This is a genomic window from Streptomyces bluensis, from assembly GCF_014650715.1.
In the GTDB taxonomy this organism is placed as follows: Bacteria; Actinomycetota; Actinomycetes; order Streptomycetales; family Streptomycetaceae; genus Streptomyces; species Streptomyces bluensis.
Map to the genome: position 1 here is coordinate 94,945 of NZ_BMVM01000018.1, position 23,767 is coordinate 118,711.

At 70.6% G+C, this 23,767-nt stretch carries 25 protein-coding genes; 13 read left to right on the forward strand and 12 right to left on the reverse strand.

The genetic code is table 11. The features are described from left to right. Window positions 1–85: 85 nt before the first annotated feature. Entirely contained in the window at window positions 86–844 is a 759-nt protein-coding gene (locus IE262_RS32315) for a class I SAM-dependent methyltransferase (RefSeq protein ID WP_134029633.1), read from the reverse strand. 112 nt (window positions 845–956) lie between these two features. Between IE262_RS32315 and IE262_RS32320 the strand changes: the two genes are divergently transcribed. Beyond that, window positions 957–1,586: a CGNR zinc finger domain-containing protein gene (locus tag IE262_RS32320; RefSeq protein WP_134029629.1), complete on the forward strand. Its 630-nt coding sequence runs from the start codon at window positions 957–959 to the stop codon at window positions 1,584–1,586. Here the strand turns inward: IE262_RS32320 and sodX are convergent. After that, on the reverse strand, window positions 1,490–1,924 hold the full coding sequence (gene sodX, locus IE262_RS32325) for a nickel-type superoxide dismutase maturation protease (RefSeq protein ID WP_134029626.1): 435 nt from the start codon (window positions 1,922–1,924) through the stop codon (window positions 1,490–1,492). The two genes, IE262_RS32320 and sodX, sit on opposite strands and share 97 nt — an antisense overlap. Before the next feature lie 151 nt (window positions 1,925–2,075). Between sodX and sodN the strand changes: the two genes are divergently transcribed. The 3 genes from sodN (at window position 2,076) to IE262_RS32340 (ending at window position 5,074) form a co-directional block, all read left to right on the forward strand. Further along, complete coding sequence (sodN, locus tag IE262_RS32330; RefSeq protein ID WP_020123534.1) at window positions 2,076–2,471, forward strand: superoxide dismutase, Ni; 396 nt, start codon at window positions 2,076–2,078, stop codon at window positions 2,469–2,471. 273 nt (window positions 2,472–2,744) lie between these two features. After that, on the forward strand, window positions 2,745–3,608 hold the full coding sequence (locus IE262_RS32335) for a response regulator transcription factor (protein WP_134029620.1): 864 nt from the start codon (window positions 2,745–2,747) through the stop codon (window positions 3,606–3,608). Further along, window positions 3,605–5,074 carry a sensor histidine kinase gene (locus tag IE262_RS32340; RefSeq protein WP_189878704.1) on the forward strand — a complete coding sequence of 490 codons (1,470 nt, stop codon included), beginning with the start codon at window positions 3,605–3,607 and terminating at the stop codon, window positions 5,072–5,074. The genes IE262_RS32335 and IE262_RS32340 overlap by 4 nt, the downstream gene beginning before the upstream one ends. A gap of 150 nt (window positions 5,075–5,224) precedes the next feature. Here the strand turns inward: IE262_RS32340 and IE262_RS32345 are convergent, their stop codons facing one another. The 4 genes from IE262_RS32345 to IE262_RS32360 form a co-directional block, all read right to left on the reverse strand. Next, entirely contained in the window at window positions 5,225–5,674 is a 450-nt protein-coding gene (locus IE262_RS32345) for a PepSY domain-containing protein (RefSeq protein ID WP_166681540.1), read from the reverse strand. A 217-nt stretch (window positions 5,675–5,891) separates the two neighbouring features. Beyond that, the gene (locus tag IE262_RS32350) at window positions 5,892–6,083 is read right to left on the reverse strand and encodes a hypothetical protein (protein ID WP_189878706.1); all 192 of its coding nucleotides are present in this window, start codon (window positions 6,081–6,083) and stop codon (window positions 5,892–5,894) included. A gap of 177 nt (window positions 6,084–6,260) precedes the next feature. Beyond that, window positions 6,261–7,469, reverse strand: coding sequence for a family 2 encapsulin nanocompartment cargo protein polyprenyl transferase (locus tag IE262_RS32355; protein ID WP_373305198.1), 1,209 nt, complete (start codon window positions 7,467–7,469; stop codon window positions 6,261–6,263). 146 nt (window positions 7,470–7,615) lie between these two features. Next, the gene (locus IE262_RS32360; protein WP_134029607.1) at window positions 7,616–9,019 is read right to left on the reverse strand and encodes a family 2B encapsulin nanocompartment shell protein; all 1,404 of its coding nucleotides are present in this window, start codon (window positions 9,017–9,019) and stop codon (window positions 7,616–7,618) included. A gap of 323 nt (window positions 9,020–9,342) precedes the next feature. Between IE262_RS32360 and IE262_RS32365 the strand changes: the two genes are divergently transcribed. The 3 genes from IE262_RS32365 (at window position 9,343) to IE262_RS32375 (ending at window position 11,355) form a co-directional block, all read left to right on the forward strand. Beyond that, the gene (locus IE262_RS32365) at window positions 9,343–9,576 is read left to right on the forward strand and encodes a hypothetical protein (RefSeq protein WP_134029605.1); all 234 of its coding nucleotides are present in this window, start codon (window positions 9,343–9,345) and stop codon (window positions 9,574–9,576) included. Between the two features lie 207 nt (window positions 9,577–9,783). Further along, on the forward strand, window positions 9,784–10,374 hold the full coding sequence (locus tag IE262_RS32370) for an N-acetylmuramoyl-L-alanine amidase (RefSeq protein ID WP_134029603.1): 591 nt from the start codon (window positions 9,784–9,786) through the stop codon (window positions 10,372–10,374). 84 nt (window positions 10,375–10,458) lie between these two features. Further along, window positions 10,459–11,355 carry a 1-aminocyclopropane-1-carboxylate deaminase/D-cysteine desulfhydrase gene (locus IE262_RS32375; protein ID WP_189878710.1) on the forward strand — a complete coding sequence of 299 codons (897 nt, stop codon included), beginning with the start codon at window positions 10,459–10,461 and terminating at the stop codon, window positions 11,353–11,355. A gap of 11 nt (window positions 11,356–11,366) precedes the next feature. Here the strand turns inward: IE262_RS32375 and IE262_RS32380 are convergent, their stop codons facing one another. Beyond that, window positions 11,367–12,965: a Na+/H+ antiporter gene (locus IE262_RS32380; RefSeq protein ID WP_134029601.1), complete on the reverse strand. Its 1,599-nt coding sequence runs from the start codon at window positions 12,963–12,965 to the stop codon at window positions 11,367–11,369. Window positions 12,966–13,024: 59 nt separating this feature from the next. On the opposite strand from IE262_RS32380, the gene IE262_RS32385 reads away from it, so the two are divergent. The 3 genes from IE262_RS32385 (at window position 13,025) to IE262_RS32395 (ending at window position 15,120) form a co-directional block, all read left to right on the forward strand. Then, window positions 13,025–13,285: a UBP-type zinc finger domain-containing protein gene (locus IE262_RS32385; RefSeq protein WP_131564605.1), complete on the forward strand. Its 261-nt coding sequence runs from the start codon at window positions 13,025–13,027 to the stop codon at window positions 13,283–13,285. Between the two features lie 315 nt (window positions 13,286–13,600). Further along, entirely contained in the window at window positions 13,601–14,014 is a 414-nt protein-coding gene (locus tag IE262_RS32390; RefSeq protein ID WP_015657891.1) for an ATP-binding protein, read from the forward strand. Further along, entirely contained in the window at window positions 14,011–15,120 is a 1,110-nt protein-coding gene (locus IE262_RS32395; protein WP_189878712.1) for an RNA polymerase sigma factor SigF, read from the forward strand. Before IE262_RS32390 ends, IE262_RS32395 begins: the two co-directional genes overlap by 4 nt. Before the next feature lie 55 nt (window positions 15,121–15,175). On the opposite strand, the gene IE262_RS32400 is transcribed toward IE262_RS32395, so the two are convergent. After that, window positions 15,176–15,625, reverse strand: coding sequence for a hypothetical protein (locus IE262_RS32400; RefSeq protein ID WP_189878714.1), 450 nt, complete (start codon window positions 15,623–15,625; stop codon window positions 15,176–15,178). A 95-nt stretch (window positions 15,626–15,720) separates the two neighbouring features. Here IE262_RS32400 and IE262_RS32405 point away from each other — a divergent pair, with 95 nt between their 5' ends. Next, window positions 15,721–16,686, forward strand: a complete 966-nt coding sequence (locus IE262_RS32405) for a diacylglycerol/lipid kinase family protein (RefSeq protein WP_189878716.1) — start codon at window positions 15,721–15,723, stop codon at window positions 16,684–16,686. Window positions 16,687–17,003: 317 nt separating this feature from the next. Next, window positions 17,004–17,261 (forward strand): WhiB family transcriptional regulator, encoded by a 258-nt coding sequence (locus IE262_RS32410; RefSeq protein WP_003992873.1) that lies wholly within the window; start codon window positions 17,004–17,006, stop codon window positions 17,259–17,261. A 240-nt stretch (window positions 17,262–17,501) separates the two neighbouring features. On the opposite strand, the gene IE262_RS32415 is transcribed toward IE262_RS32410, so the two are convergent. After that, window positions 17,502–18,977 carry a sensor histidine kinase gene (locus IE262_RS32415; RefSeq protein ID WP_134029593.1) on the reverse strand — a complete coding sequence of 492 codons (1,476 nt, stop codon included), beginning with the start codon at window positions 18,975–18,977 and terminating at the stop codon, window positions 17,502–17,504. A 512-nt stretch (window positions 18,978–19,489) separates the two neighbouring features. On the opposite strand from IE262_RS32415, the gene nagB reads away from it, so the two are divergent. Then, window positions 19,490–20,275 carry a glucosamine-6-phosphate deaminase gene (nagB, locus tag IE262_RS32420; RefSeq protein ID WP_134029591.1) on the forward strand — a complete coding sequence of 262 codons (786 nt, stop codon included), beginning with the start codon at window positions 19,490–19,492 and terminating at the stop codon, window positions 20,273–20,275. A 110-nt stretch (window positions 20,276–20,385) separates the two neighbouring features. Here nagB and IE262_RS32425 read toward each other — a convergent pair whose 3' ends face one another. The 3 genes from IE262_RS32425 to IE262_RS32435 are packed head-to-tail and all read right to left on the reverse strand — an operon-like array spanning window position 20,386 to window position 23,766. Then, window positions 20,386–21,888 carry a glycoside hydrolase family 3 protein gene (locus IE262_RS32425; RefSeq protein ID WP_189878718.1) on the reverse strand — a complete coding sequence of 501 codons (1,503 nt, stop codon included), beginning with the start codon at window positions 21,886–21,888 and terminating at the stop codon, window positions 20,386–20,388. A gap of 7 nt (window positions 21,889–21,895) precedes the next feature. Beyond that, window positions 21,896–22,765, reverse strand: a complete 870-nt coding sequence (locus tag IE262_RS32430; protein ID WP_189878720.1) for a carbohydrate ABC transporter permease — start codon at window positions 22,763–22,765, stop codon at window positions 21,896–21,898. A 5-nt stretch (window positions 22,766–22,770) separates the two neighbouring features. Continuing rightward, window positions 22,771–23,766 (reverse strand): carbohydrate ABC transporter permease, encoded by a 996-nt coding sequence (locus tag IE262_RS32435; RefSeq protein WP_134029585.1) that lies wholly within the window; start codon window positions 23,764–23,766, stop codon window positions 22,771–22,773. Between the last annotated feature and the right edge of the window lies 1 nt (window position 23,767).

A 23,767-nucleotide genomic window follows, 5' to 3' on the forward strand; every position in this document is an offset into this window, starting at 1 on the left:
GCGTACCGCCCGTCTCCGTTTGCCGGGCTTGGCTTACCTGGCTTCCCTCTTACCTGGCTTGCCCGGCTCACCCGGCTCACCCGGTTTACTTGAGCGCCAGCACCAAGGCGTCCGACGGTGAACGCCACACGGGCCGAACCTCCGCGAAGCCGCTGTCCCGCAGCGTCCGCGTGTGCCACTCGACGGACGGGGTGTCGCCGTCGGCGTGCTCGCCGTAGAGCTCGAAGCGGCGGGCGGTGGGCTCGGCGAGGACGGGGTCCTGGGCGGCCAGCTGCCACCATTCGGCCCAGTCGACCGCGCCGTTCGCCTTGGCCTGATCCATGTGGGCGTGCCGGTGGGCGCGCTCGGCCGCGTTGATCCTGGGCGTGCGCTCGTCGATCATGTGATCCGCGTTCATGAAGACACCGCCGTCGCGGACGAGCTCCGCGACCTGACCGTAGAGGGCCGCGAGGGGTTCGGTGAACAGCCAGTGCAGGGCGGTGGCCGTCAGCACGGCGTCGAACGTGTCGTACGGCAGCCGCCTCACCCATGCGGGGTCCTTCAGGTCGGCCGTCACGAGCGTGACCCGGTCGTCGCCGCCGAACGTGCCCTCGGCGATGGCGAGGAGGGCCGGGTCGAGGTCGACGCCGACGCTGGTGGCCTCCGGGAACCGGGCGAGCAGCCTGGCCGTGATAGATCCCGTGCCACAGGCGAGATCCAGTACACGGGGCGCGGTGCCGACGAGAGCCTCGACCATGTCCAGCATCACGCGGAACCGCTCCTCGCGGTCCGGCATGTACCACTCCTGCTGTCGGTCCCAGCTCTCCTGCCAGGCGTGCCAGTCGGTTCCGGTGGTGGTGGTCATGGGAGCCCCTTTCAGCACCGCGTCTCCGCCGCGCCCCGTAATACCCTGAAAGCACAGTCAGCCATTACTTCTCCGCCCGCACGACAATAGAGCGCCCCCGTAAGGACTACAAGTGGAACTGGCCTATTACTCGGATTACGCGGTCCGTCTCGTCAACACGGAGGAGCCGGTCCGGGGCACGGACACGCTCACCTCGGTGGAGGCCGTCCGTGACCTCTTCGAGGTCAACCAGTCGGCGGCCCGTCGCGCCACCGACGCCGACGTGACCCGCTTCCGCTCGGTCCGCTCCCGGCTGCGCGCCGTCTTCGAGGCGGCGGACGGCGGCGACGAGACACTCGCCGTGGACCTGCTGAACTCACTCCTCCTGGAATTCCCCGTGAGCCCGCAGATCTCCGGCCATGACTTCCGGGACGACGACGGGCGCCCCCTGTGGCACATGCACCTGGCGGACCACCCCTCGAACGCGACCGCGGGCTACGCCGCCATCGCCGCGATGGGCCTGGCCTTCCACCTCACCGAGTACGGCGTGGACCGCCTGGGCCTGTGCGAGGCGGCACCGTGCCGCAACGCCTACCTCGACACGTCCACCAACCGCTCCCGGCGCTACTGCTCGGACCGCTGCGCGACCCGCGCCAACGTGGCCGCCTACCGGGCCCGCAAACGCCTGGAGGCGGACCGGTCGGCGAGCACCGGCCGGGCGGCGACCAGCAGCCAGCGGACGAGCGCGAACAGCGAGCGCTGACCTTCGGGCCGGGGCCGGTACCGGAACCGCACCTTGCCGAGCACGAGCTCGTCGGGCACAGCCCCGTAGTCCGTGCTGTCCCCGCCGGCGTACGGGTTGTCGCCGAGCACCCACCAGCCGCCCTCACGCCGCTCGGCGGCCCGCTTCACCACGAGCAGGTCCTGCTGGAAGGGATGCCGCAGAACGACCACGTCGCCGGCCCTCAGCCGCGCCCCGTAGTGCACGACCAGCCGGTCCCCGTGCCGGAGCGTGGGCACCATCGACGGTCCCGTCACCTCGGCTCCCCCGAACGGCAGCACGGCCCTGTCCCGTTCGGACTCCTGCGACAGCTCCGGCATCACCGGCACCTCCCCGGTCTGATCCTCCACCACTCCCAGTCCCAGTCTCACCCCGGACTTTTGTCCTAAGCCCACGGGGGCACTCGCGAAAACGCGCCTCCCACGGAGTAATGTCCCACCTGAGAAGACGATCACGAGGAAGGATTGCTCCATGCTTTCCCGCCTGTTTGCCCCCAAGGTCAAGGTCAGCGCGCACTGCGACCTGCCCTGCGGCGTGTACGACCCGGCCCAGGCCCGCATCGAGGCGGAGTCGGTGAAGGCCGTGCAGGAGAAGATGGCCGCCAACGACGACCCGCACTTCCAGGCTCGCGCGACCGTCATCAAGGAGCAGCGCGCCGAGCTCGCCAAGCACCACGTCTCCGTTCTGTGGAGCGACTACTTCAAGCCGCCGCACTTCGAGAAGTACCCGGAGCTGCACCAGCTGGTCAACGACGCCCTCAAGGCCCTCTCGGCCGCCAAGGCGTCCACCGACCCGGCCACGGGCCAGAAGGCGCTCGACTACATCGCCCAGATCGACAAGATCTTCTGGGAGACCAAGAAGGCCTGATCTTGAATCATGCCCTCTGACCTGCGATTACGTTCGTTGCAGCGTCTCCTTGTCCGCACCCGGGCCGCAGGCCGCCGAGCACGGCGTCCATGACGGCCCGGGTGCGGTCTTCTGTGCGATGTGCTGAACAATGCGCGTTCGCCATGCGTACTGATAGCGAGGCGGCCTGTTCGCGGGCCTCGCCTACGTGCCGCTGGTGGGACGATGTGGCCGCGTCGCGCACCGTGGGCTCCCCTGCATCCGGTACGGCGCGGCCCCGGAGAGACGGGTCGCATGAGCGTACAGGTACTCCTCATCGAGGACGACGAGACCATCGCCGAGCCGCTGGCCGAGGGGGTGGGACGGTTCGGTGTCTCGGTGGACTGGGTTGCCACGGGAGCAGACGGCCTGAAAGGCCCGTACGGGGACGCCGTCCTGCTTGATCTCGGGCTGCCGGACATGGACGGTCTCGACGTGTGCCGCGGCATCCGCCGCGTTTCGGACGTCCCGATCATCATTCTCAGTGCGCGTGGCGAGGAAACCGATCGCATTCTGGGCCTGGACGTGGGGGCCGACGACTACTTGGCGAAGCCGTTCAGCGTGCGGGAGCTCGTGGCGCGTATCCGTGCCGTCTCCCGTCGGTTGCAGCGTGTGCAGAACGCCGATCTCCCGGCACTCCCGGCACTCCCGGCAGGAGGCGACGGGCCCGTTCCGACGGTCGGCTTCGGGGGGTTCGGGGCGCCCGCACAGGTCTTCTCGTTCGCGGTGCGGGCGAAGCACGATGACGCGGGTGCTGCGCCCGTCCCGTCCGGCGATGCTCCGCCCGGTTCGCTGGTGGTGGATCCCAGGACCCGCCAGGTGTGGGTGGACGGGAACGCCGTCGCGCTGACGCCCAAGGAGTTCGACCTGCTGGCGCTGCTGCATGAGGACCCGGGCGCGGTCTACGCACGCCGGGAGATCCTCGACCGGGTCTGGGACGCGCACTACCGGGGTCCGACCAAGACACTGGACGCGCACGTGGCCGCTCTGCGCCGCAAGCTCGGCCACCCGGAGTGGATCCAGACGCTGCGGGGTGTGGGGTTCAGGCTGGCGCTCGACGGCACGGCAGGGGAATCGGGCACCGGCCGCGGCGACACCGCGGAGGACGGTGTCCGATGACCCGCCGGCTGCTGCTGGGCAATCTGAGCATCGCCGTGCTGGTACTGCTCTGTCTGGAGATCCCGTTGGCCTTCGTCTACTCCCGGGCCGAGAAGGAACGCACCGTCACCGCCACGCACGACGAGGCCGATTCGGTATCCGCGTTCGCCGAGTTGTCCCTGGCGGCCGGCCGGGAGGAGCGGGAACTGGCGCATCGGCTCGTCGAGTGCGCGCGGCGCATCGGTGGACAGGTGGTCGTGGTCGGGCGGTCCGGGGCGGTGATCGCTTCCTCCCACCGGATGTCCGCGGGGCAGACCGGTCGACTGCCCGCCCTTCCCGAGGTCGCCGCCGCGCTGAGCGGGCTCGGTCCCTTCCACGCGCGTACCTCCACGATCGACGGCACGCCCCACCTGTCCGTCGCGGTCCCGGTGGGCCACGACACCCCTCCGGCCGCCGCCGTGCACATCACCGTGCCCACCGATGCCGTCCACAGCCGGGTGAACCAGGTGTGGTTGCTGCTGGCCCTGGCCGGGCTCGCGGTACTCGCCGCCGTCACCGGAGTGGCGTTCGCCTTCGCCCGGTGGGCCGCACGGCCGATCCGGGAACTGGAGCATGCCACCGCCGGTCTGGCCGACGGCCGGCTCGACAGCCCGGTCCCCGTGACCACCGGGCCGCCCGAGGTGCGCAGCCTGGCGGAAACGTTCAACCGCACCGCGGCCCGGCTGGAACAACTCCTGGCCTCGCAACGGGCCTTCGCCGGTGAGGCCTCGCACCAGCTCAAGACGCCGCTCGCCGCCCTGCGGCTGCGCCTGGACAATCTGGAACCGGCGGTCGCCGTGCAGGCCCGGGGCAGTCTGAACGCCGCGCTGACCGAGACGGACCGGCTGGCCAACCTGGTGGAGGGACTGCTGGCGATGGCCCGCCTGGAGGACAACGCCGCCGTCGGCGAGGCGATCGACGCGGCGGCCGTCTGCGCCGAACGGCACCGCACCTGGGCCGCGCTCTTCAAGGAGCACGACGTGGACCTCGTGTTCCAGGACGGGGGAGTCGATACGGTGCTCGCACTGCCGGGAGCCGTCGAGCAGATCCTCGACAACCTGCTCGCCAACGCCCTGCGTGCCTCACCGCCCGGCAGCACGGTCCGCCTCGAACTGCGTCACCACGCTCCGGGCCGACGCCGCTCCACCGCGGGCGACCGTGGTCTCCGGGCCGAACTGCACGTCATCGACGAGGGTCCGGGTATGCCCCCGGAGCAGCGCCGCCGCGCCTTCGACCGGTTCTGGCGCGCTCCCGGCGCCCCCAAGGGCGGGACCGGTCTGGGTCTGTCCCTGGTCCAGCGACTCGCGCAGCTCAGCGGTGGCGAAGCCGTCCTGCGAGAGGGGTCCCTGGGCGGCCTCGATGCCTTCGTGCGGCTGCCGTGTCCCGGCCCCGCCTCCGGCCGGCCGTCCGCCGGCCACCGTCCGCAACGGCCGGCTTCCCGGGTCTGACGGGCTCCGTACACCCCGCCCTGCCGTGGGGGCGATGGCCGGGCCACCTCACCGGCGGGCCGACGGCTCGTTCCCTCGCCGGGAACACGCGGGCGCCCCGCCGCACCAGGGTGAGCTGGTACCGCGGGGCGCCTACACGGGGGGGCAAGCTCAGTCGTCGAGACCGTCGCCGCGGTCGTCGCCGCCTCCGGAGTCCTCGGCACCCTGGGAGTCCTCGAAGTCTCCTGAGTCCCCTGCGTCCTCGCCCACGATCTCTCCCGTGAAGGCGTCGACAAGGGCCTCTATCGAGCCGCCCCCCAGTTGCGCCTCGACCTCCCAGACCGCCCTGCCTCCCTCCTCGTCCAGTTCCACCTTGACCACGCGCGCACCCGGTTCGGCGGCGGTGACAGTCTCGGCGGCGTCGACGGCGTTGACGGGACGCGGCCCGAACCGTGCGTCCAGCTCCGGGTCGATCTCGATCTCGAAGCTCGGTGCGGCGGCGGTGCGGACCGCCTCCCGCGACGTCGAGTCGGACTCGCCGGCCGTGGCGAACGCGGCGCCCACCGTGCCGGAGAGCAGAAGCCCGCCGCCGATAATGCTCAGGACCTTCATCTTGCCCATGGTTGTCCTCCTGGGAATGCGACCTGTCCGGCCGCCGGACCGCGGGAGAGAGCCTCGGTGAACAGACCTCACCCGGGGGAGCCGGCACCACCAGTGCATGCAGGAGGACGCTAGCGACCGGCGCCCAGCGCAAGGTTAAGGAAAGGAAGGGCCCAGGTCAGGCGCCGCGCACGGGGGTGCTGCGGAGCGAGCCGAGCGAGCCCCACGGCACTCCGGGCTACTTCGGGGCCCCCTTCGACGGCGCGCTCGCGGTGCCCTCCTCGGCCTCCTCGACGCACGCCGTGCACTCGGGGTTCCGGCACGGTCCGGGGCCCCAGACGGGCACCCAGGCGCCGAGCGTCTTGTGCCGCCGTACCACGGTGGCCACGGGCTGTCCGCAGACGGGACAGACATGCTCATCCCTGTCCATGCCCTCAGGGTAGGGCGGGACGGCCGGCTTGGCAGCGCACGGGCGGGGCCCGCGCACCGTGGGGATGCGCGGGACCCGCCCTGACCGGAGCCACCGACGCCGTAGGGGTCAGTTCAGCACGGACCCGCAGCTCCGGGGCCTTCACCTCCGTGTCTCCACTTTGCGTGACCGCGCCGCTCAGTTGCTGCGGCGCGTCACGAACTCCGCCAGCGCGAGGAGGCCACCGGCCGCCTCCGGGTCAGGGACCGCGCGGGACAACTCCTGCATCGCCCGTGACATACGGTCGGCCGCCTGGCTCTGCGCCCAGTCACGGCCACCCGCCCGCTCCACCGCGAGGACCGTGCGCTCCAGCTCCCCCGCTTCGTACGGCAGTCCGTACAGCTCGGCGAGCTCGGCCGCCGCCGGGGTGCCGGACGCGAGGGCGGCGACGACGGGCAGTGACTTCTTGCGGGCCATGAGATCCGCCCCGGCCGGCTTGCCGGTACGCCTCGGGTCACCCCAGATGCCGATCACGTCGTCGATGAGCTGGAAAGCGAGCCCGGCCTCACGCCCGAACGCGTCCAGCGCCTCCACGCGTTCCTCACTCGCACCCGCGTACAGCCCTCCCAGCGCACAGGCGCATCCGAGCAACGCGCCCGTCTTGGCCTCGGCCATGGCGAGCACCTCGTCGAGAGTGACCTCGTTCGGGCCGCGCTTCTCCATGGCCGTGTCCGCGTGCTGGCCCGCGCACAGCTCGATGACACAGTCCGCGAGCCGGACGGCGGCCGCCGCGGCCGCCGGGTGCGGGTCCTCGGCGAGCATCCGCTGGGCCAGCGCCTCAAGGGCGTCCCCGGCGAGGATCGCGCCTGCGTCGCCGAACACGGCCCACGCGGTGGGCCGGTGCCTGCGGGTGGTGTCCCGGTCCATGACGTCGTCATGGAGCAGTGTGAAGTTGTGCACCAACTCCACGGCTGCCGCGGCCGATACGGCGACGGACTGCGGCCCGCCGAGTGCCGACGCCGCGGCCAGCACGAGTGCGGGGCGTATGGCCTTGCCCGCGTTGCCCGTCGCCGGGGTGCCGTCCGCGTGCTCCCAACCGAAGTGGTAGCGCGCGATCCGGCGCATCGGGCCCGGCAGCGACTCGACGGCCCGGCGCAGCTCGGGGTCGACCGACGCCCGCGCCCGCTCCAGGATTCCAGCCGCCTCCTGCTCGTCGGGCGGGCTCGACGAGCCCTGCCGTCCGATCGTCCCCGCGATGCCCGCCGGACCGGCGGTTCTCACCTCACCGGCGGGGCGTGTCGGACCTGCGGGACTCGCCGAGCCTGCCGAACCGGCGCCCCCTGCGGAGCTCACCGGAGGCGCCGGAGCGTCCCCGAACGCCGGGACCACCGGGACCGCCGATGTCATGGGACTCTCGGCCCGCACGGAACCCGTGTCCCAGGCGGAATCCGCCGGGCCTACCGGGCCCACGGGCCTGCCTGGATCATCCGCCGAGCCTGTCGGGGCTACGGAACTCGCGATGGGGCTCAGCACGGCGTGCGGGGCGCGGTCGGTCACTGCCAGCGGCCGATCTCGACGTTCTCCAGGACGCCGAGCGCGTCCGGGACGAGGACCGCCGCCGAGTAGTAGGCCGTCACCAGGTACTTGATGATCGCCTGCTCGTTGATGCCCATGAACCGAACGGACAGGCTCGGCTCGATCTCGTCCGGGATGCCCGACTGCCGAAGCCCGATGACGCCCTGCTCCTCCTCTCCGGTACGCATACAGATGATGGACGTCGTCCTGGAGTCGCTGACCGGGATCTTGTTGCACGGGAAGATCGGCACTCCGCGCCAGGTGGGGATGCGGTTGCCCGCGATCTCGATGCTCTCCGGCACGAGCCCGCGCTTGTTGCACTCGCGGCCGAACGCGGCGATCGCGCGCGGGTGAGCGAGGAACAGCTTGGAACCGCGCCGGCGGCAGAGCAGCTCGTCCAGGTCGTCGGGGCTGGGCACGCCGTCGTGCGGTTGCAGTCGCTGGTCGTACTCGCAGTTGTGGAGCAGCCCGAACTCGCGGTTGTTGATGAGCTCGTGCTCCTGGCGTTCCTTCAACGCCTCGACTGTCAGCCGGAGTTGCTGCTCCGTCTGGTTCATCGGCTGGTTGTAGAGGTCCGCCACCCGCGTGTGGACGCGCAGGACGGTCTGGGCGACGCTCAGCTCGTACTCGCGCGGCGCGGCCTCGTAGTCCACGAAGGTGTGCGGGATGTCCGGCTCGCCGGTGTGGCCGGCGGCGAGCTCGATCTCTTTCTCGCCATATTTGTTGGTGCGCTGCGAGGGGACGGACCGCAGCTGCTCAAGGTGCTCGCGCAGGGAGTCGGAGCGCTCCGCGATCTGGTCGAGGGCCTGACGAGGGAGGGCGAGGACGGTGCAGGCGGTGACCGCGCGCGCCGTGTACTCCCAGATCGTGTCCGGGTCGAGGAGTGCCTGGTCACCGAAGTACGCCCCGTCGGCGAGGACGCCGAGGACCGTGTCGTCCCCGTACGGACCCGTGCCGATCTTCTCCACCTTGCCGTGAGCGAGCAGGAGCACCTCGTCGGTCGGGCTGCCGAACTCCGCGAGCACCGCGCCGGGCTGGAACTCCCGCTGCTCACAGCGCCGGGCGAGTTCGCCCAGGACGTCATCGTCCTCGTACGACCGCAGGGCCGGCAGTTCGCACAGCTCCGCGGGGATGACCGTGACCTGGTCGCCGGTCTTCACGAAGGTGATGCGGCCGTCGCCCACCGCGTAGCTGAGCCGCCGGTTCACCCGGTATGTGCCACCCTGCACGTTCACCCACGGCAGCATCCGCAGCAGCCAGCGGGAGCTGATCTCCTGCATCTGGGGTGCGGACTTGGTGGTCGTGGCCAGGTTCCGCGCGGCCGACGTGCCGAGACTCTGCTGCGGCTTTTCCTGCGCGTGGACCTCTTCGCCTACCGACATAAAGGAATGCCCTCCCGGTCGTGCCCTGATCTCACGGTCATGCGCCGATCTCGCTGGCAAGCCTTCCAGTGCGGAGCTGATGGTGCTATTACCCGAAAGAGCGGGAATGGATCTTCGCTGTGCTGGGCAGACTGGGGGCCTTTGCCGCGGGGCCCCGACGTGAGGCGGGAACTTCAAGATCCGGCCGCCCGTTTGATGTCACGACGGGCCCTTCGGCCGAATCGACTCACCATCCACCCCCGAACCACTCGACACTCATCCTCAAAGCCTCAAACCGCCCGATCCACTCGATCCACTCGATCCACTCGACGACGGGAGACGTCATGGCAGGCTTCCTCGACCGCGCCAAGGAGCAGGCGCAGCGCGGCCTTGTTCAGGGCAAGCAGAAGCTCGACGAGGTGCAGACCCAGCGGGCCGGCAGCGATCTGCTGAAGAAGCTGGGCGCGGCCTACTACGCGGAGCGGCGTGGCAGTGGCTCCCCGGCCGCCACGCAGCAGGCGCTCCAGGCGCTGGAGGCCCACATCGCCACGCATGGGGACGGCTTCCTGCGCTCCTGAGGCGGGGGCGGCCCCTCGCGGTGTCGCCTGCCGTTCGGCGAGCAGTCCGACCATCACTCCGGACAAGCCCTGACACCCCGGCAGCCGCCTGACCGGATCGGCTCGCACATCGTGCGAACGACGGGTCGCGGCCGCCGGGTCGGGGGTACAGCAGCGGTACGAGGCGGCCGCGCCGGGTGGCCGTTGCCCAGTGCGAAGGAGGCGGTCATGGCCTCACCCATGTCCGCGGGCACGTTTCTCGCCATCCTCAAGGACGAGGGCGTCACGGTCGTCGAGGTCGGTGACTGGGAGCACCACAACCGCAACGACAAGGGCCCATGGGGCCCGGTCCACGGCGTGATGATCCACCACACGGTGACATCGGGCAGCGAGAGAACCGTGCAGATCTGCCGCGACGGCTACGCGGACCTGCCCGGCCCGCTGTGCCACGGGGTCATCACCAAGGACGGCCGCGTCCACCTCGTCGGCTACGGCCGTGCCAACCACGCGGGGCTGGGCGACGACGACGTCCTGCGGGCGGTGATCGCCGAGACGGCCCTCCCTCCGGACAACGAGGCGAACACGGACGGCAACCGCCACTTCTACGGCTTCGAGTGCGAGAACCTCGGCGACGGCGAGGATCCCTGGCCCGAGGCCCAGTTGGACGCCATCGAGCGTGTCTCCGCGGCGATCTGCCGCCACCACGGCTGGACGGCCCCCTCCGTGATCGGCCACCTTGAGTGGCAGCCGGGCAAGGTGGACCCTCGCGGCTTCACGATGGCGTCGATGAGGGAGCGCATCCACAGCCGGCTGACGTGACACGTACATCCGGCTGAGGACGGGGGGTCCTGTCGGCCGCCGCCCCACCCCGGCTCACCCCGCCCCCTGTCCGACAATGGGCAGGTGACCAGTCTTGCCGCCCTTCGACCGGAGCTGCCGTCCCCCGTGCAGCACATCGACGACGAGCGGTTCGGGCGGCGCGGAGTGCGGCTGGTGGTGAAGCGGGACGATCTGATCCATCCGGAGCTGGTCGGGAACAAGTGGCGCAAGCTCGCCCCGAACCTGCGGGCCGCCGCGGGCCGCCCCGTGGTCACCTTCGGCGGCGCGTACTCGAATCACCTGCGGGCCACGGCCGCCGCGGGCCGCCTGCTGGGGCTGCCCACCGTGGGGGTGGTGCGGGGCGAGGAGCTGGCCGACCGCCCCCTCAACCCCTCGCTGGCCCGGTGCGCGGCCGACGGCATGCGGCTGCACTTCGTCGCGCGGTCGGCGTACCGCCGCAGGACCGACCCGGGGACGCTGGCCGCGATCCTCCGTGCCGCGGGCGCCGAGGACGCCTACGTCGTCCCCGAGGGCGGCAGCAACTCCCTCGCCGTGCGTGGCTGTGAGGAACTCGGCGAGGAACTGCGCGGCCGGGCCGATGTCGTGGCGTTGGCCTGTGGCACCGGCGGCACCCTCGCCGGGCTGGCCGCGGGTCTCGCGCCCGGACAGCGCGCCCTGGGTGTGCCCGTCCTGCGGGGCGGCTTCCTGGACGGCGAGATACGTACCCTCCAGCAGCGCGCCTTCGGCGGCCCCCGCGGCGACTGGTCCCTCGACGACCGCTTCCACTTCGGCGGCTACGCCCGCACCACCCCCGAACTCGACGCCTTCGCCGAGGCGTTCGAGCAGCGCCACGGACTGCCGGTCGAGCGCCTCTATGTGGCCAAGATGCTGTACGGGCTCGCCACCCTCGCCGAGGAGGGCGCCTTCCCCCGGGGGACGACCCTCGCGGCGGTCATCACGGGAGCGCCGTTCGCCGGCTGAGGCGTCCGTGCTCACCCCTCGGATTCCCGGTAGGCCGCAGCCTCCTCCAGGTCCAGTCTGCGCAGCAGGGTCCGGAGCATCTCGTCGTCGATGTACCGGCCGTCCCGGAGCCTCACGAAGACAGCACGCTCGGCGCCGATCATCTCCCGGGAGAGGCGGCTGTAGGTGTCCGCGGCGGTCTCGCCGGTCAGCGGGTTCACCGAGCCCAGCCGCTCCCACACGGCGTTGCGGCGCCGCTCCAGGACCGTGCGGAGCCGGTCGGCCAGCGGCGGCGGCAGCGCGTTGTGCTCGTCCGCGAGCAGCTCGTCGAGGCGCTCCTCGGCGACCCGGGAGGCCTGGGCCTGGGCGTTGGCCTCGGCGAGGGTCTCGGCCTGGGAGTCCCGTCCGGGCAGCCGCAGCAGGCGGATCAGCGGGGGCAGGGTGAGCCCCTGGAGGACCAGGGTGCCGATGACCGTGGTGAAGGTCAGGAACAGCAGCAGGTTGCGCTCGGGGAAGGGCCCGCCACCGCTGACCGTCATGGGGATCGAGAAGGCGATGGCCAGCGACACCACGCCCCGCATTCCGGCCCAGCCGACGATGAAGGGGGCCTTCCAGGTGGGGTTGTCCTCCCGTTCCCTGATGCGGCGCGAGAGCATCCGCGGCAGGAAGGTCGCCGGGTACACCCACAGGAAGCGGGCGACGACCACCACGACGAAGAGGACTGTCGCGTACCAGGCGGCGCGTGTGCCCTCGTACTCGCCGAGCCCTGTGAGGACGACCTGCAGTTGCAGTCCGATCAGTGCGAACACCGCCGACTCCAGCAGGAAGCCGACCATCTTCCACACCGCCTCCTCCTGGAGCCGGGTCGCGAAGTCGACCTGCCAGTTGCGGAACCCCAGGTAGAGGCCGACGACGACCACGGCGAGCACTCCTGAGGCGTGCACCCACTCGGCGAGCCCGTACGCGACGAACGGGATCAGCAAGGAGAGGGTGTTTTGCAAAAGCGCTTCCTTCAAGTGGGTGCGCAGCCAGTGGATCGGCACCATCAGCAGCAGCCCCACCGCGATCCCGCCGACCGCCGCCAGCACGAACTCGCCGATCGCGCCCGCCCAGGTGGCGCCCTCGCCGACCGCGGCGGCCAGGGCCACCCGGTACGCGGTGATCGCGGTGGCGTCGTTCACCAGGGACTCGCCCTGCAGGATCGTGGTGATCCGCGACGGCAGCCCCACCCTGCGCGCGACCGCCGTCGCCGCGACCGCGTCCGGCGGCGCCACCACGGCTCCGAGCACCAGTGCGGCGGTCAGCGGCAGCCCCGGCACGATCAGATACGCGGCCCAGCCGACGGCGAGTGTCGCGAACAGCACGTATCCGACCGACAGCAGCGCCACCGGCCGCAGTTGGGCCCGCAGGTCGAGGTAGGAGCTCTCCGTGGCCGCCGTGTACAGCAGTGGCGGCAGGATCAGCGGCAGTACGACGTGCGGGTCGAGCGTGTACTCGGGTACCCCGGGCACGTACGAGACGGCCAGGCCGGCCGCGACGAGCAGCAGGGGCGGCGGCACGGGTGTACGACGGGCCGCACCGGCGACGGCGGCACTGCCCGCGACCAGCAACAGCAGTGGCAACACGTCCATGGTCTTCGCCCGCCCTCTTTCCGCGCCGCGTTCCGCGCGACCGTCGTAACCTGGCCATCATGAAACAGTGCACGCACGTCGACGCGCTGCCGGGCCCGGAGCCGGCGCCGCTGAGCGACACCTGCCCCGAGTGTCTGGCCGCCGGTACGCACCCGGTGCAACTGCGGCTGTGCCTGGCGTGCGGGTACGTCGGCTGCTGCGACACCTCGCCCGGCCGGCACGCGACCGAGCACTACAAGGAGAGCGGCCACCCCATCATGCGGACCTTCGAACCTGGCGAGAGCTGGCGCTGGTGCTTCGTCGACCACGTACTCGTGTGACGCGCGTCCACCGGGCACGCGACCGTCGAACAGTAATGCGCATGACACGAGCGGCGCGAGCGGGTACTCATGTGACACGGTTCGAGGGTCTGACGTGTGGGTACGTGAATCCGGCGCGCGCTCTTCCTATTTGAGGCCCGCAGACCCCTAGCCACCGAGCGTGTTCATGTGCTTACTATGAGTGACAGCACGAGACGGGGTCCCCGGGACACGGAACGTGGGAGCGCGGTAGCGTCACCGCTGAACCACATGACGCGTTACCCCGGGGGGCGACCCTCGGACCCCGAAACAGCTTGTACCACCTTGGAGGTGAGGGTGTCCCAGATTGCAGGCGAGCCCGCGACCCAGGACTTCGTGGAAGTCCGGCTGCCGGCTGCGGGTGCCTACCTGTCGGTGCTGCGTACGGCCACGGCCGGCCTCGCGGCCCGTTTGGACTTCACCCTCGACGAGATCGAGGACCTGCGCATCGCGGTCGACGAGGCCTGCGCGATCCTGCTTCAGCAGGCCGTGCCCGGCTCGGTGCTCAGTTGCGTCTTCCGTCTCGTCGACGACTCGCTTGAGGTGACGGTCTCCGCCCCGACCACGGACGGCCACGCGCCCTCGCGGGACACCTTCGCCTGGACCGTCCTGTCGGCCCTCGCGGGCAAGGTGTCGTCCGCCGTCGACGACGACAAAACCGTTTCGATCAGCCTCTACAAACAGCGCGGCGCGGGACCCGGGCCGGCGTGAGGAACGGGGAAGGGCCGGTGCGGGACGAAGAGCGCGGCACACGGGAACTTCCCGCCGGGGGCACAGACGGCCCGGGCGGGCCGCGGCACCGGGCGGACGGCGTCGACGGCATCCCCGAGCAGGCCCGGCCGCACCCGGAGGACGACTCCTCGGCGGCGGTCGGCGTGTCTCAGCGGGCAGAGCCGATCGACGACGAGGAGCACGGTGAGCTCTCCGACGGGCGAAGGAATCCGGAGGGTGCCGTACGGAGCACCACGTCCTCGGAAGGGCGGCGTCGGGTGACGGCGGGCGGGACTATGAGCGAGCACGAGCGGAACGGTGAGCAGAGCGTGCAGGGCACGCAGCACGACCCCCACGACCGCAGCGGGGCGCGGGCGATGTTCGTCGAGCTGCGCGCGCTGAAGGAGGGCAGCGCCGAGTACGCGGAGCTGCGCAACCAGCTGGTCCGGATACACCTGCCGCTCGTCGAGCACCTCGCGCGCCGCTTCCGCAACCGCGGGGAGCCGCTGGACGACCTCACCCAGGTCGCCACCATCGGCCTGATCAAGTCGGTGGACCGCTTCGACCCGGACCGCGGTGTCGAGTTCTCGACCTACGCCACGCCCACCGTGGTCGGCGAGATCAAGCGCCACTTCCGCGACAAGGGCTGGGCGGTCCGCGTCCCCCGCCGGCTCCAGGAGCTGCGCCTGGCGCTCACCACGGCCACGGCGGAGCTCTCCCAGCTCCACGGCCGCTCCCCCACCGTCCACGAGCTGGCCGAGAAGCTGGCCATCTCGGAGGAAGAGGTCCTGGAGGGGCTGGAGTCGGCGAACGCCTACTCGACCCTCTCTCTGGACGTCCCCGACACGGACGACGAGTCCCCGGCGGTGGCGGACACCCTGGGCGCGGAGGACGAGGCGCTGGAGGGCGTCGAGTACCGCGAGTCGCTCAAGCCGCTCCTGGAGGATCTCCCCCCGAGGGAGAAGCGAATCCTGCTCCTCCGCTTCTTCGGCAACATGACCCAGTCCCAGATCGCCCAGGAAGTCGGCATCTCCCAGATGCACGTCTCCCGCCTACTGGCCCGCACCCTGGCCCAGCTCCGGGAGAAACTCCTGGTCGAGGAGTAGCCCCCTCACAGGCCCTGGCGGTCCGCCAGGTCGTACCGCTCCGCGGGGGCGCTCCTCACTTCTGGTCCTGCACGTCCCCTGGACCTCGGATGCCGAGAGCCCGGGTCGTGGCCGGGTTCACCAGGAGAACCAGCGCGGTGACCGCCACGACCGCGAGGACGATCCCACCCGGGATGGCCATGCTGTCGGCCTGGAGGAGGTTGTACGCCACCGGGAGCGCCATGATCTGTGTGATGACCGCCGGCCCCCGGCTCCAGCTGCGCCGCAGGAACAGTCCCCGCGCGGCGAGCAGGGGCAGCAACGCGAGCACGATCAGGGTGACTCCCCCGGTGATGGCCTGCTGACGATCGTCCGGGTGACCTGCCAGTCCCAGCACGAGCATGGCCCCGCCTCCCACGGCGAGGGCCAGCCCTTCCGACGCGGCCAGCGCTGCCGCGGCGGTCAGCCGTCCGGGGCGGGGCTCGGCGTCGGAGTTCCCGGGATCGCGGTTCTGCTCAGAGGTCACCTGGGAAGCGTATCCCTCCGGGGGTGCGGGCCGTCGGCCCCCAACCCCCTACCTCGAAGTGGGCCGAGTATCACCCTGTAGGTACCCTGCATCGCATGCGTGCACTTCTCGTGGTCAATCCGGCGGCAACCACCACAAGCGCACGTACGCGCGATGTGCTGATCCACGCGCTCGCGAGCGAGATGAAGCTCGACGCGGTCACGACGGAGTACCGCGGCCACGCACGCGACCTCGGCCGGCAGGCGGCGGACGAGGACGTCGACCTGGTCATCACGCTCGGCGGCGACGGCACGATCAACGAGGTCGTGAACGGCCTCCTCCACGAGGGCCCCGACCCCGACCGTCTCCCGCGCCTCGCCGTGGTCCCCGGCGGGTCCACCAATGTCTTCGCTCGCGCCCTGGGCCTCCCCAACGACGTGGTGGAGGCGACCGGCGCCCTCCTGGACGCTCTGCGTCGGGACAGCGAGCGCACGGTGGGTCTGGGGCTCGCCGCGGGAACACCGGGCAGCGAGGACGAGGGCGTCCCCGCCCGCTGGTTCACCTTCAATGCCGGCCTGGGCTTCGACGCCGGCGTGGTCGGCCGCGTCGAACAGCACCGCGAGCGCGGTAAGCGCTCCACGCACTCCCTCTATCTGCGCCAGGCGATACGCCAGTTCCTCGGGGAGCCGCACCGCAGCCAGGGAACCATCACACTGGAGCGCCCCGGCGCCGACCCGGTGACCGATTTGGTGCTGTCCATAGTCTGCAACACCTCCCCGTGGACGTATCTGGGCAATCGCCCGGTGTACGCGTCACCTAAGGCCTCGTTCGATAAGGGCCTCGACGTGCTCGGTCTCAGCCGGATGTCGACGGCCTCGGTTGCCCGGTATGGCACCCAGTTGCTCACTTCGTCCCCCGAGCACGGACCCCACGGCAAGCATGCGACCTCCCTCCATGACCTGACCGACTTCACCTTGCATTCGAAGGTGCCACTCCCGCTTCAGATGGACGGCGACCACCTCGGGCTGCGTACGAGCGTGACGTTCACAGGCGTACGCCGTGCACTGCGTGTGATTGTGTGAGCGGAAGACGCAAAAGTCCTTCCACTCGAACGTTTAGGCCAGGATCCACCCCATGGAAGTACGGCTGTGACCTAGTCGACACCGAGGAATCAAAAAAAACTTTCCGGAAGGGGTTGTATCCGCCGCTGAGGTTTGCGAGTCTCTACGTGGCGCTCGGGACAGCCCGCACCATCGGCCCCACAGAGCACCGGAACCCCTCCTCAAATCCAAGGACCACACCAGCACGTCTGGTGATCGGCCCTTCACTTGTTGAGGGATTCGTGAAAGCGTTCACATTCACAAGCAACGTGCAAGTAACACCAAGAGAGGTAGCAGCCATGGACTGGCGTCACAACGCCGTTTGCCGCGAGGAAGACCCCGAGCTGTTCTTCCCCATCGGCAACACCGGTCCTGCGCTGCTGCAGATCGAGGAAGCCAAGGCTGTCTGCCGTCGCTGCCCGGTGATCGAGCAGTGTCTGCAGTGGGCGCTTGAGTCCGGTCAGGACTCCGGCGTCTGGGGTGGTCTCAGCGAGGACGAGCGCCGCGCCATGAAGCGCCGCGCCGCTCGCAACCGGGCCCGTCAGGCCTCCGCCTGACATCCCACCCAGCAATAGCCTGAGCTTGGCGGCGCGTACAGCGCGTACGCATCTCCCGCCCCCGAGCCGCAGCGCGCAGTGCCCCCGATGCGCATGATTCAGAGCATCTGAGCCCCGGACCGGTTTCCTGGTCCGGGGCTCATCGCTGTTTCGGCGCCTGTTCCGTACGCCTGTTCCGTCCGCGAGCCGCAGCCGCGCGACCGTTCGCCTGCGCAATGCATGTGAACGTTTTGCGTACGCCTACTTCTGCGCCCGCACCGGAACGTCGAGGAGCACCCTCGTCCCCCGCTCGGGCGCCGGCACCATGTCGAACGTGCCGCCCAACTCCCCCTCCACCAGCGTCCGTACGATCTGCAGGCCGAGATTGCCCGAACTGTGCGGGTCGAAGCCGTCGGGGAGGCCGACGCCGTCGTCCTGGACGGTGACGAGGAGGCGGGCCTCCTTCGTCGTGCCACCGCGCACCACCGAGACCTCCACGGTGCCGGTTTCGCCCTCGCGGAAGCCGTGTTCGAGGGCGTTCTGCAGGATTTCCGTGAGAACCATGGAGAGCGGGGTCGCCACCTCCGCGTCCAGGATCCCGAACCGGCCGCTGCGCCGGCCCGTGACCTTGCCCGGGGAGATCTCCGCGACCATCGCGAGGACGCGGTCGGCGATCTCGTCGAACTCCACCCGCTCGTCCAGGTTCTGCGACAGCGTCTCGTGCACGATCGCGATGGACCCGACCCGTCGTACGGCCTCTTCCAGGGCCGCACGGCCGCGCTCGGACTCGATGCGCCGGGCCTGGAGGCGCAGCAGCGCGGCGACCGTCTGGAGGTTGTTCTTGACGCGGTGGTGGATCTCGCGGATCGTCGCGTCCTTCGTGATCAACTCGCGCTCGCGGCGGCGCAGTTCGGTGACGTCCCTGAGGAGGACCAGGGAGCCGATGCGGGTGCCCTTGGGCTTGAGCGGGATCGCGCGGAACTGGATGACCCCGTCATGGGCCTCGATCTCGAACTCGCGTGGCGCCCAGCCGCTGGCCACCTTGGCGAGCGCCTCGTCCACCGGGCCCCGGGACGGGGCGAGTTCGGCGGTCGTCAGGCCGAGGTGGTGACCCACCAGGTCGGCGGCGAGACCGAGACGGTGGTACGCGGAGAGGGCGTTCGGGGAGGCGTACTGGACGATGCCGTCGGCGTCGAGCCGGATCAGTCCGTCGCCCACGCGCGGTGATGCGTCCATTTCGAGCTGCTGGTTCGAGAACGGAAACGATCCGGCGGCGATCATCTGGGCGAGGTCGGACGCGCTCTGGAGATACGTCAGTTCGAGACGGCTCGGGGTGCGCACGGTCAGCAGGTTGGTGTTGCGCGCGATGACACCGAGGACGCGGCCCTCCCGGCGCACGGGGATGGACTCGACCCGTACGGGAACCTCCTCACGCCACTCCGGGTCGCCCTCGCGCACGATCCTGCCCTCGTCCAGGGCCGCGTCCAGGAGGGGTCTGCGGCCGCGCGGGACGAGGTGGCCGACCATGTCGTCCTGGTACGAGGTGGGGCCCGTGTTGGGGCGCATCTGGGCGACAGAGACGTAGCGGGTGCCGTCGTGGGTGGGGACCCAGAGGACGAGGTCGGCGAAGGAGAGGTCCGAGAGCAGCTGCCACTCCGACACCAGCAGGTGCAGCCACTCCAGGTCGGAGTCGCTGAGGGCGGTGTGCTGGCGTACGAGTTCGTTCATGGAGGGCACGTGTGCGAGCGTACCTGGCGGTTCGGACAGGACTGGAAGCCGTGGGCGCGCCCTCTGGCACGGCCCCGGAAACACCCGCGGGCCGCGGCGCCTGAGAGGGACCCTCAACCCTCCCGGCACCGCAGCCCGGAGCAGCATCGGCCGTGGGGTGTGCGGTCCCGGTCGGCCGAAGGATGAGGAGCCGGAGCAGTCAGGGCAGAGAGCGCCGGTTCCTCGGTCCGCCTTCCTGTGCGGGGAAGACGGAGGCTTGCGGTTCGCATGCTCGGTGGTCAGCACGCTCTATCTAGGCATTGTGGACTAGACCACCACGTGTGTCCATCCGTTGAGGGATGTTTGTTGTTGTCGTATTGCTCACCGTCCACCGATGCCCTCCACGCAGAGTAGCCCCCTTCGGTTCATATGGGGGACCTGATCAGGACACTCGCCGGAAAGGCCTTCTGCTAGATTGGTCTAAACCACATCGTGCCCTTCCGGGTCCCAGTTGAGTCCCTCTCCAGATCGGCAGGCCCAGCGTGGAAGTTGTCATCGTCCCGGACGCGAAGGCGGGCGGCGAACTCATCGCCGAGGCCATGGCCCAGCTGCTCCGACGCAAGCCCGACGCCCTGCTCGGCGTGGCCACCGGCTCCACGCCGCTGCCCGTCTACCAGGGGCTGGCGGCGCGCGTGGGCTCCGGCGCGGTGGACGTGTCGCGCGCCCGCATAGCCCAGCTCGACGAGTACGTGGGACTGCCGGCCGAGCACCCCGAGTCGTACCGTTCCGTGCTCCGGCGCGAGGTGCTCCAGCCGCTGGGCATCAGCATGGACGCGTTCATGGGGCCCGACGGCACCGCCGAGGACGTGCAGGGGGCGTGCGAGGCGTACGACACGGCGCTCGCCGAGGCCGGAGGGGTGGACCTCCAGTTGCTCGGGATCGGGACCGACGGGCACATCGGGTTCAACGAGCCGTGCTCCTCGCTCGCCTCCCGGACGCGGATCAAGACGCTCACCGAGCAGACCCGTGTCGACAACGCGCGGTTCTTCGGCGGTGACATCGGGCAGGTGCCGCACCACGTCATCACCCAGGGCATCGGGACGATCCTGGAGGCGCGGCACCTGGTGCTGCTCGCGACGGGTGAGGGCAAGGCGGACGCGGTGGCGGCGACCGTGGAGGGGCCCGTCGCCGCGGTGTGCCCGGCCTCGGCACTGCAGCTCCACCGGCACGCCACGGTCGTTGTGGACGAGGCCGCGGCGTCCAAGCTGAAGCTTGCGGACTACTTTCGGCACACCTTTGCGAACAAGCCGGAGTGGCAGGGGATCTGAACGGGTGGGCTCCGCCCGGGGCGCCTATAACACTCCGGGCAGAGCTCGGGAGCAGCCGAGTGTGGCGGTCTGCGGGTTGTGTGTGGCTGATCGCGCAGTTCCCCGCGCCCCTAACGGGGCGCGATGGCCTCCGCCGCCGCGCGCCCGCATACCCGTGCCGCGCCGTGGGTGGCGATGTGGAGGGCGCCGCGGGGTGGGGACTGGGGGACGCCCATCTCGACCACGATCGTGTCGGGGCGGGCGGCCAGGAGCGTGTCGAGGGCCGCGTCCATCCACGGGTGGCGGTGCGCGTCGCGGACCACGGCCACGATCCGCCGGGCGCCCGCGGAGGCCAGGGCCGCCTGTGCCGCCCCCTCCCCCGCGAAGCTCGCCGTCTCCGTGCCGGGCAGCAGGCGCGCCAGTTCCGCCGCGACTCCCCACGGGGTCTCGTCCCCGACGGCGATGTTGGCGACCGGGGTGAACGCCGCGACGAAGGGGGGCTCGCTCACGGGCTCGTACGTCGTGGAGCGTGTCGCCGTCAGTGCCCGGCGGGCGGCCATGAGGCCGATGTCGGTCCGCGTGCCGCCGCCCTCGGCGGTACGCGTGCCCGCCCAGGCCCCCAGGTCCCGTACCCGGGCGGCGGCGTCGGCGAGGCGCTCCTCGGGCAGTTCGCCGGAGCGAACCGCCGAGACGAGGGCGTCCCGCAGGCGGCGTACCGTCTCGTCGTCCGCGAGGCCTCCGCCGACGCAGATCGCGTCCGCGCCCGCGGCGATGGCGAGGACGCTGCCGCGCTCGATGCCGTAGGTGGCGGCGATGGCCTTCATCTCCATGCCGTCGGTGACGATCAGGCCCTCGTAGCCGAGGTCCTCGCGGAGGAGGTCCGTCAGGACGCGCCGGGAGAGGGTCGCCGGGTGTTCCCCGTCCAGGGCCGGGACCAGGATGTGCGCGCTCATGATCGCCTTGGTGCCGGCGCCGATCGCGGCCCGGAAGGGGGCCAGGTCGCGGGCCTGGAGCAGGGACCGGTCCACGTCGATGCGGGGCAGCGCCTGGTGGGAGTCCACCGCCGTGTCGCCGTGCCCGGGGAAGTGCTTCGTGCAGGCCGCGACGCCGGCGGCCTGGAGCCCGGAGACGTAGGCGGCCGTGTGCCGGGCGACGAGGCCGGGGTCGGCGCCGAAGGAGCGCACCCCGATCACGGGGTTGGACGGGTTGGCGTTGACGTCCGCGGACGGGGCCCAGTTCAGGTTGACCCCGCACTCCGCGAGGCGGCGGCCCAGCTCGTGGGCCACCTCGCGGGTGAGCTCCACGTCGTCCACGGCGCCCAGCGCGTGGTTGCCCGGGAAGGAGGAGCCGGTCCGCACCTCCAGGCGCGTCACATCACCGCCCTCCTCGTCGATCGCGACCAGGACGTCCTCGCGTTCGGCACGCAACCGGTCTGTCAGGGCCGCGAGTTGCTCGGGCGAGGCGACGTTGCGGCCGAACAGGCCCACCGAGGCGAGGCCCTCGCCCAGGCGGCGCAGCAGCCAGTCGGGGGCGGTGGTGCCCGGGAAGCCGGGCTGGAGGACGGTCAGGGCGTCCCGTGTCACGGTGTCCTGTCCGGAACCGGGCACGGTGGTGCCACCGGCGATCGTCGTCATGAGTGGGTCATCCCTTCACGGCGCCCGCGGTGAGTCCCGCGGCCATCTTGCGCTGGACGAGGAGGAAGAGGACGACGATCGGCACCGCCATCATCGTGGAGCCGGCCATCATCGGGGCGTATTCGGTGCCGTGCTTGGTGGTGAAGTTGGCGAGCCAGACCGTCGCCGTCTGGTTCTGCTGGCTCATCAGCATCAGGGCGTACAGGTACTCGTTCCACGCCTGGATGAAGCCGTACACCGAGGTGGCCACCAGACCGGGGGCGAGCAGCGGGAAGACCACCCGGACGAACGCACCCGTGCGTGAGCAGCCGTCGACCATGGCGGCCTCCTCCAGTTCGCGCGGGATGTTGACGATGAAGCCGCGCAGCGTCCACACCGTGAACGGGAGGATGAAGGTCAGGTAGGTGATGATCAGGCCGGACAGCCGGTCGTACTGGTTCAGGTCGTTCAGCAGCAGGAAGACCGGGATGATCATCGCGACCAGCGGGACCATCTGCACCGCCAGGACGCCGACGATCACCACCTTGCGGCCGCGGAAGGCGAAGCGGGAGATGGCCAGGGCCGCCAGCATGCCGACCACGACGCCGATCACGACCACCGCGAGGGACACGACGAGGCTGCGGCCGACCGGGCCCCAGAAGTCGGCGACGTCCAGCGCCCGCTGGAAGTTGGCGAGGGTGAGCCCGGTCGGCAGCAGGCTGGGATCCGGGTCGATGGCGTCCTTCGCCGGTTTGAACGCCGTGTTCAGCATCCAGTAGACGGGGAAGCCCGCGGTGACGAAGACCAGCAGGCCGAGCAGGTTCCAGCCGAGCCTGGACCTCCGTGGCCCCGCGGGGGTGGGGGCGCTGATACCGGTCACGCCGGTTGTGCCGGTCATGCCGCTCATTCGACGTCTCCGATCTTCAGCATCTGCCGCATGTAGACGGCGACGACGCCGAGCAGCAACAGCACGGTGAGCAGGGCGATCGCCGAGCCCTGGGCGTAGTCGTTCACGACGAACGCCTTGTCGTAGGAGTAGGTGGTGAGCAGTTGGAACTCGTCCTCCGGGTGGCCGTTGCGCATCACGAACACCTGGGGGAAGACGCCCATGTCCCAGATGACGGAGAGGGTCGTCAGCATCACGATGATCGGCTTGAGGATCGGCAGGGTGACGTAGCGGAACACGCCCCACGCGCCCGCGCCGTCCAGCCGGGCCGCCTCCTGGAGTTCCTTGGGCACCTGGGTGAGTCCCGCGCTGAGCGTGATCACCACGAACGGCACGGCGCCCCACACCACAAGCAGCATGATCACGGCCAGGCCCTGCGGTCCGCTCGCGAACCAGTTGTGGCCGACCATGTCGAGGCCCGGCAGCTTGCTGAGCAGCGCGTTGAAGACGCCGTAGTCGGAGTCGAAGAGCCACTTGAAGACCGTGGTGGCCACGATGATGGGCATGCCCCAGCTCGCCACCAGCGCGATGTTGATCAGTGTCTTCACCCAGCCGGAGACCTGCTGGAGGAGCAGCGCGATCAGCATGCCGGCGACCATGGTGAAGACGACGGCTCCGGTCGTGAAGACGACGGTCCGTACGACGACGGCCCAGAACTCGCCGTCGCCCAGCACCTCCGTGAAGTTCGCGAGGCCGACGGACTCGGCCGGCTGGAAACCCCACAGCTGGGACTGGCCGAACTTCTGGAACGACAGCGTGACCAGCCGGACCAGCGGATAGCCGAGGACGAGCGCGAGGATCAGCAGGCAGGGCGCGAGCAGCGCCCAGGGCACGGCGGCCCCGCCCGGGGTCCGCCGCTCGCGTGGTGTCTCCGCGACGGCCGGAGACGGTGTCGGCGGTGCCTGCCGCGGGGGCGGCACCTTGGCAGGGGTGGTCGTGTCTGCGGCACTCATC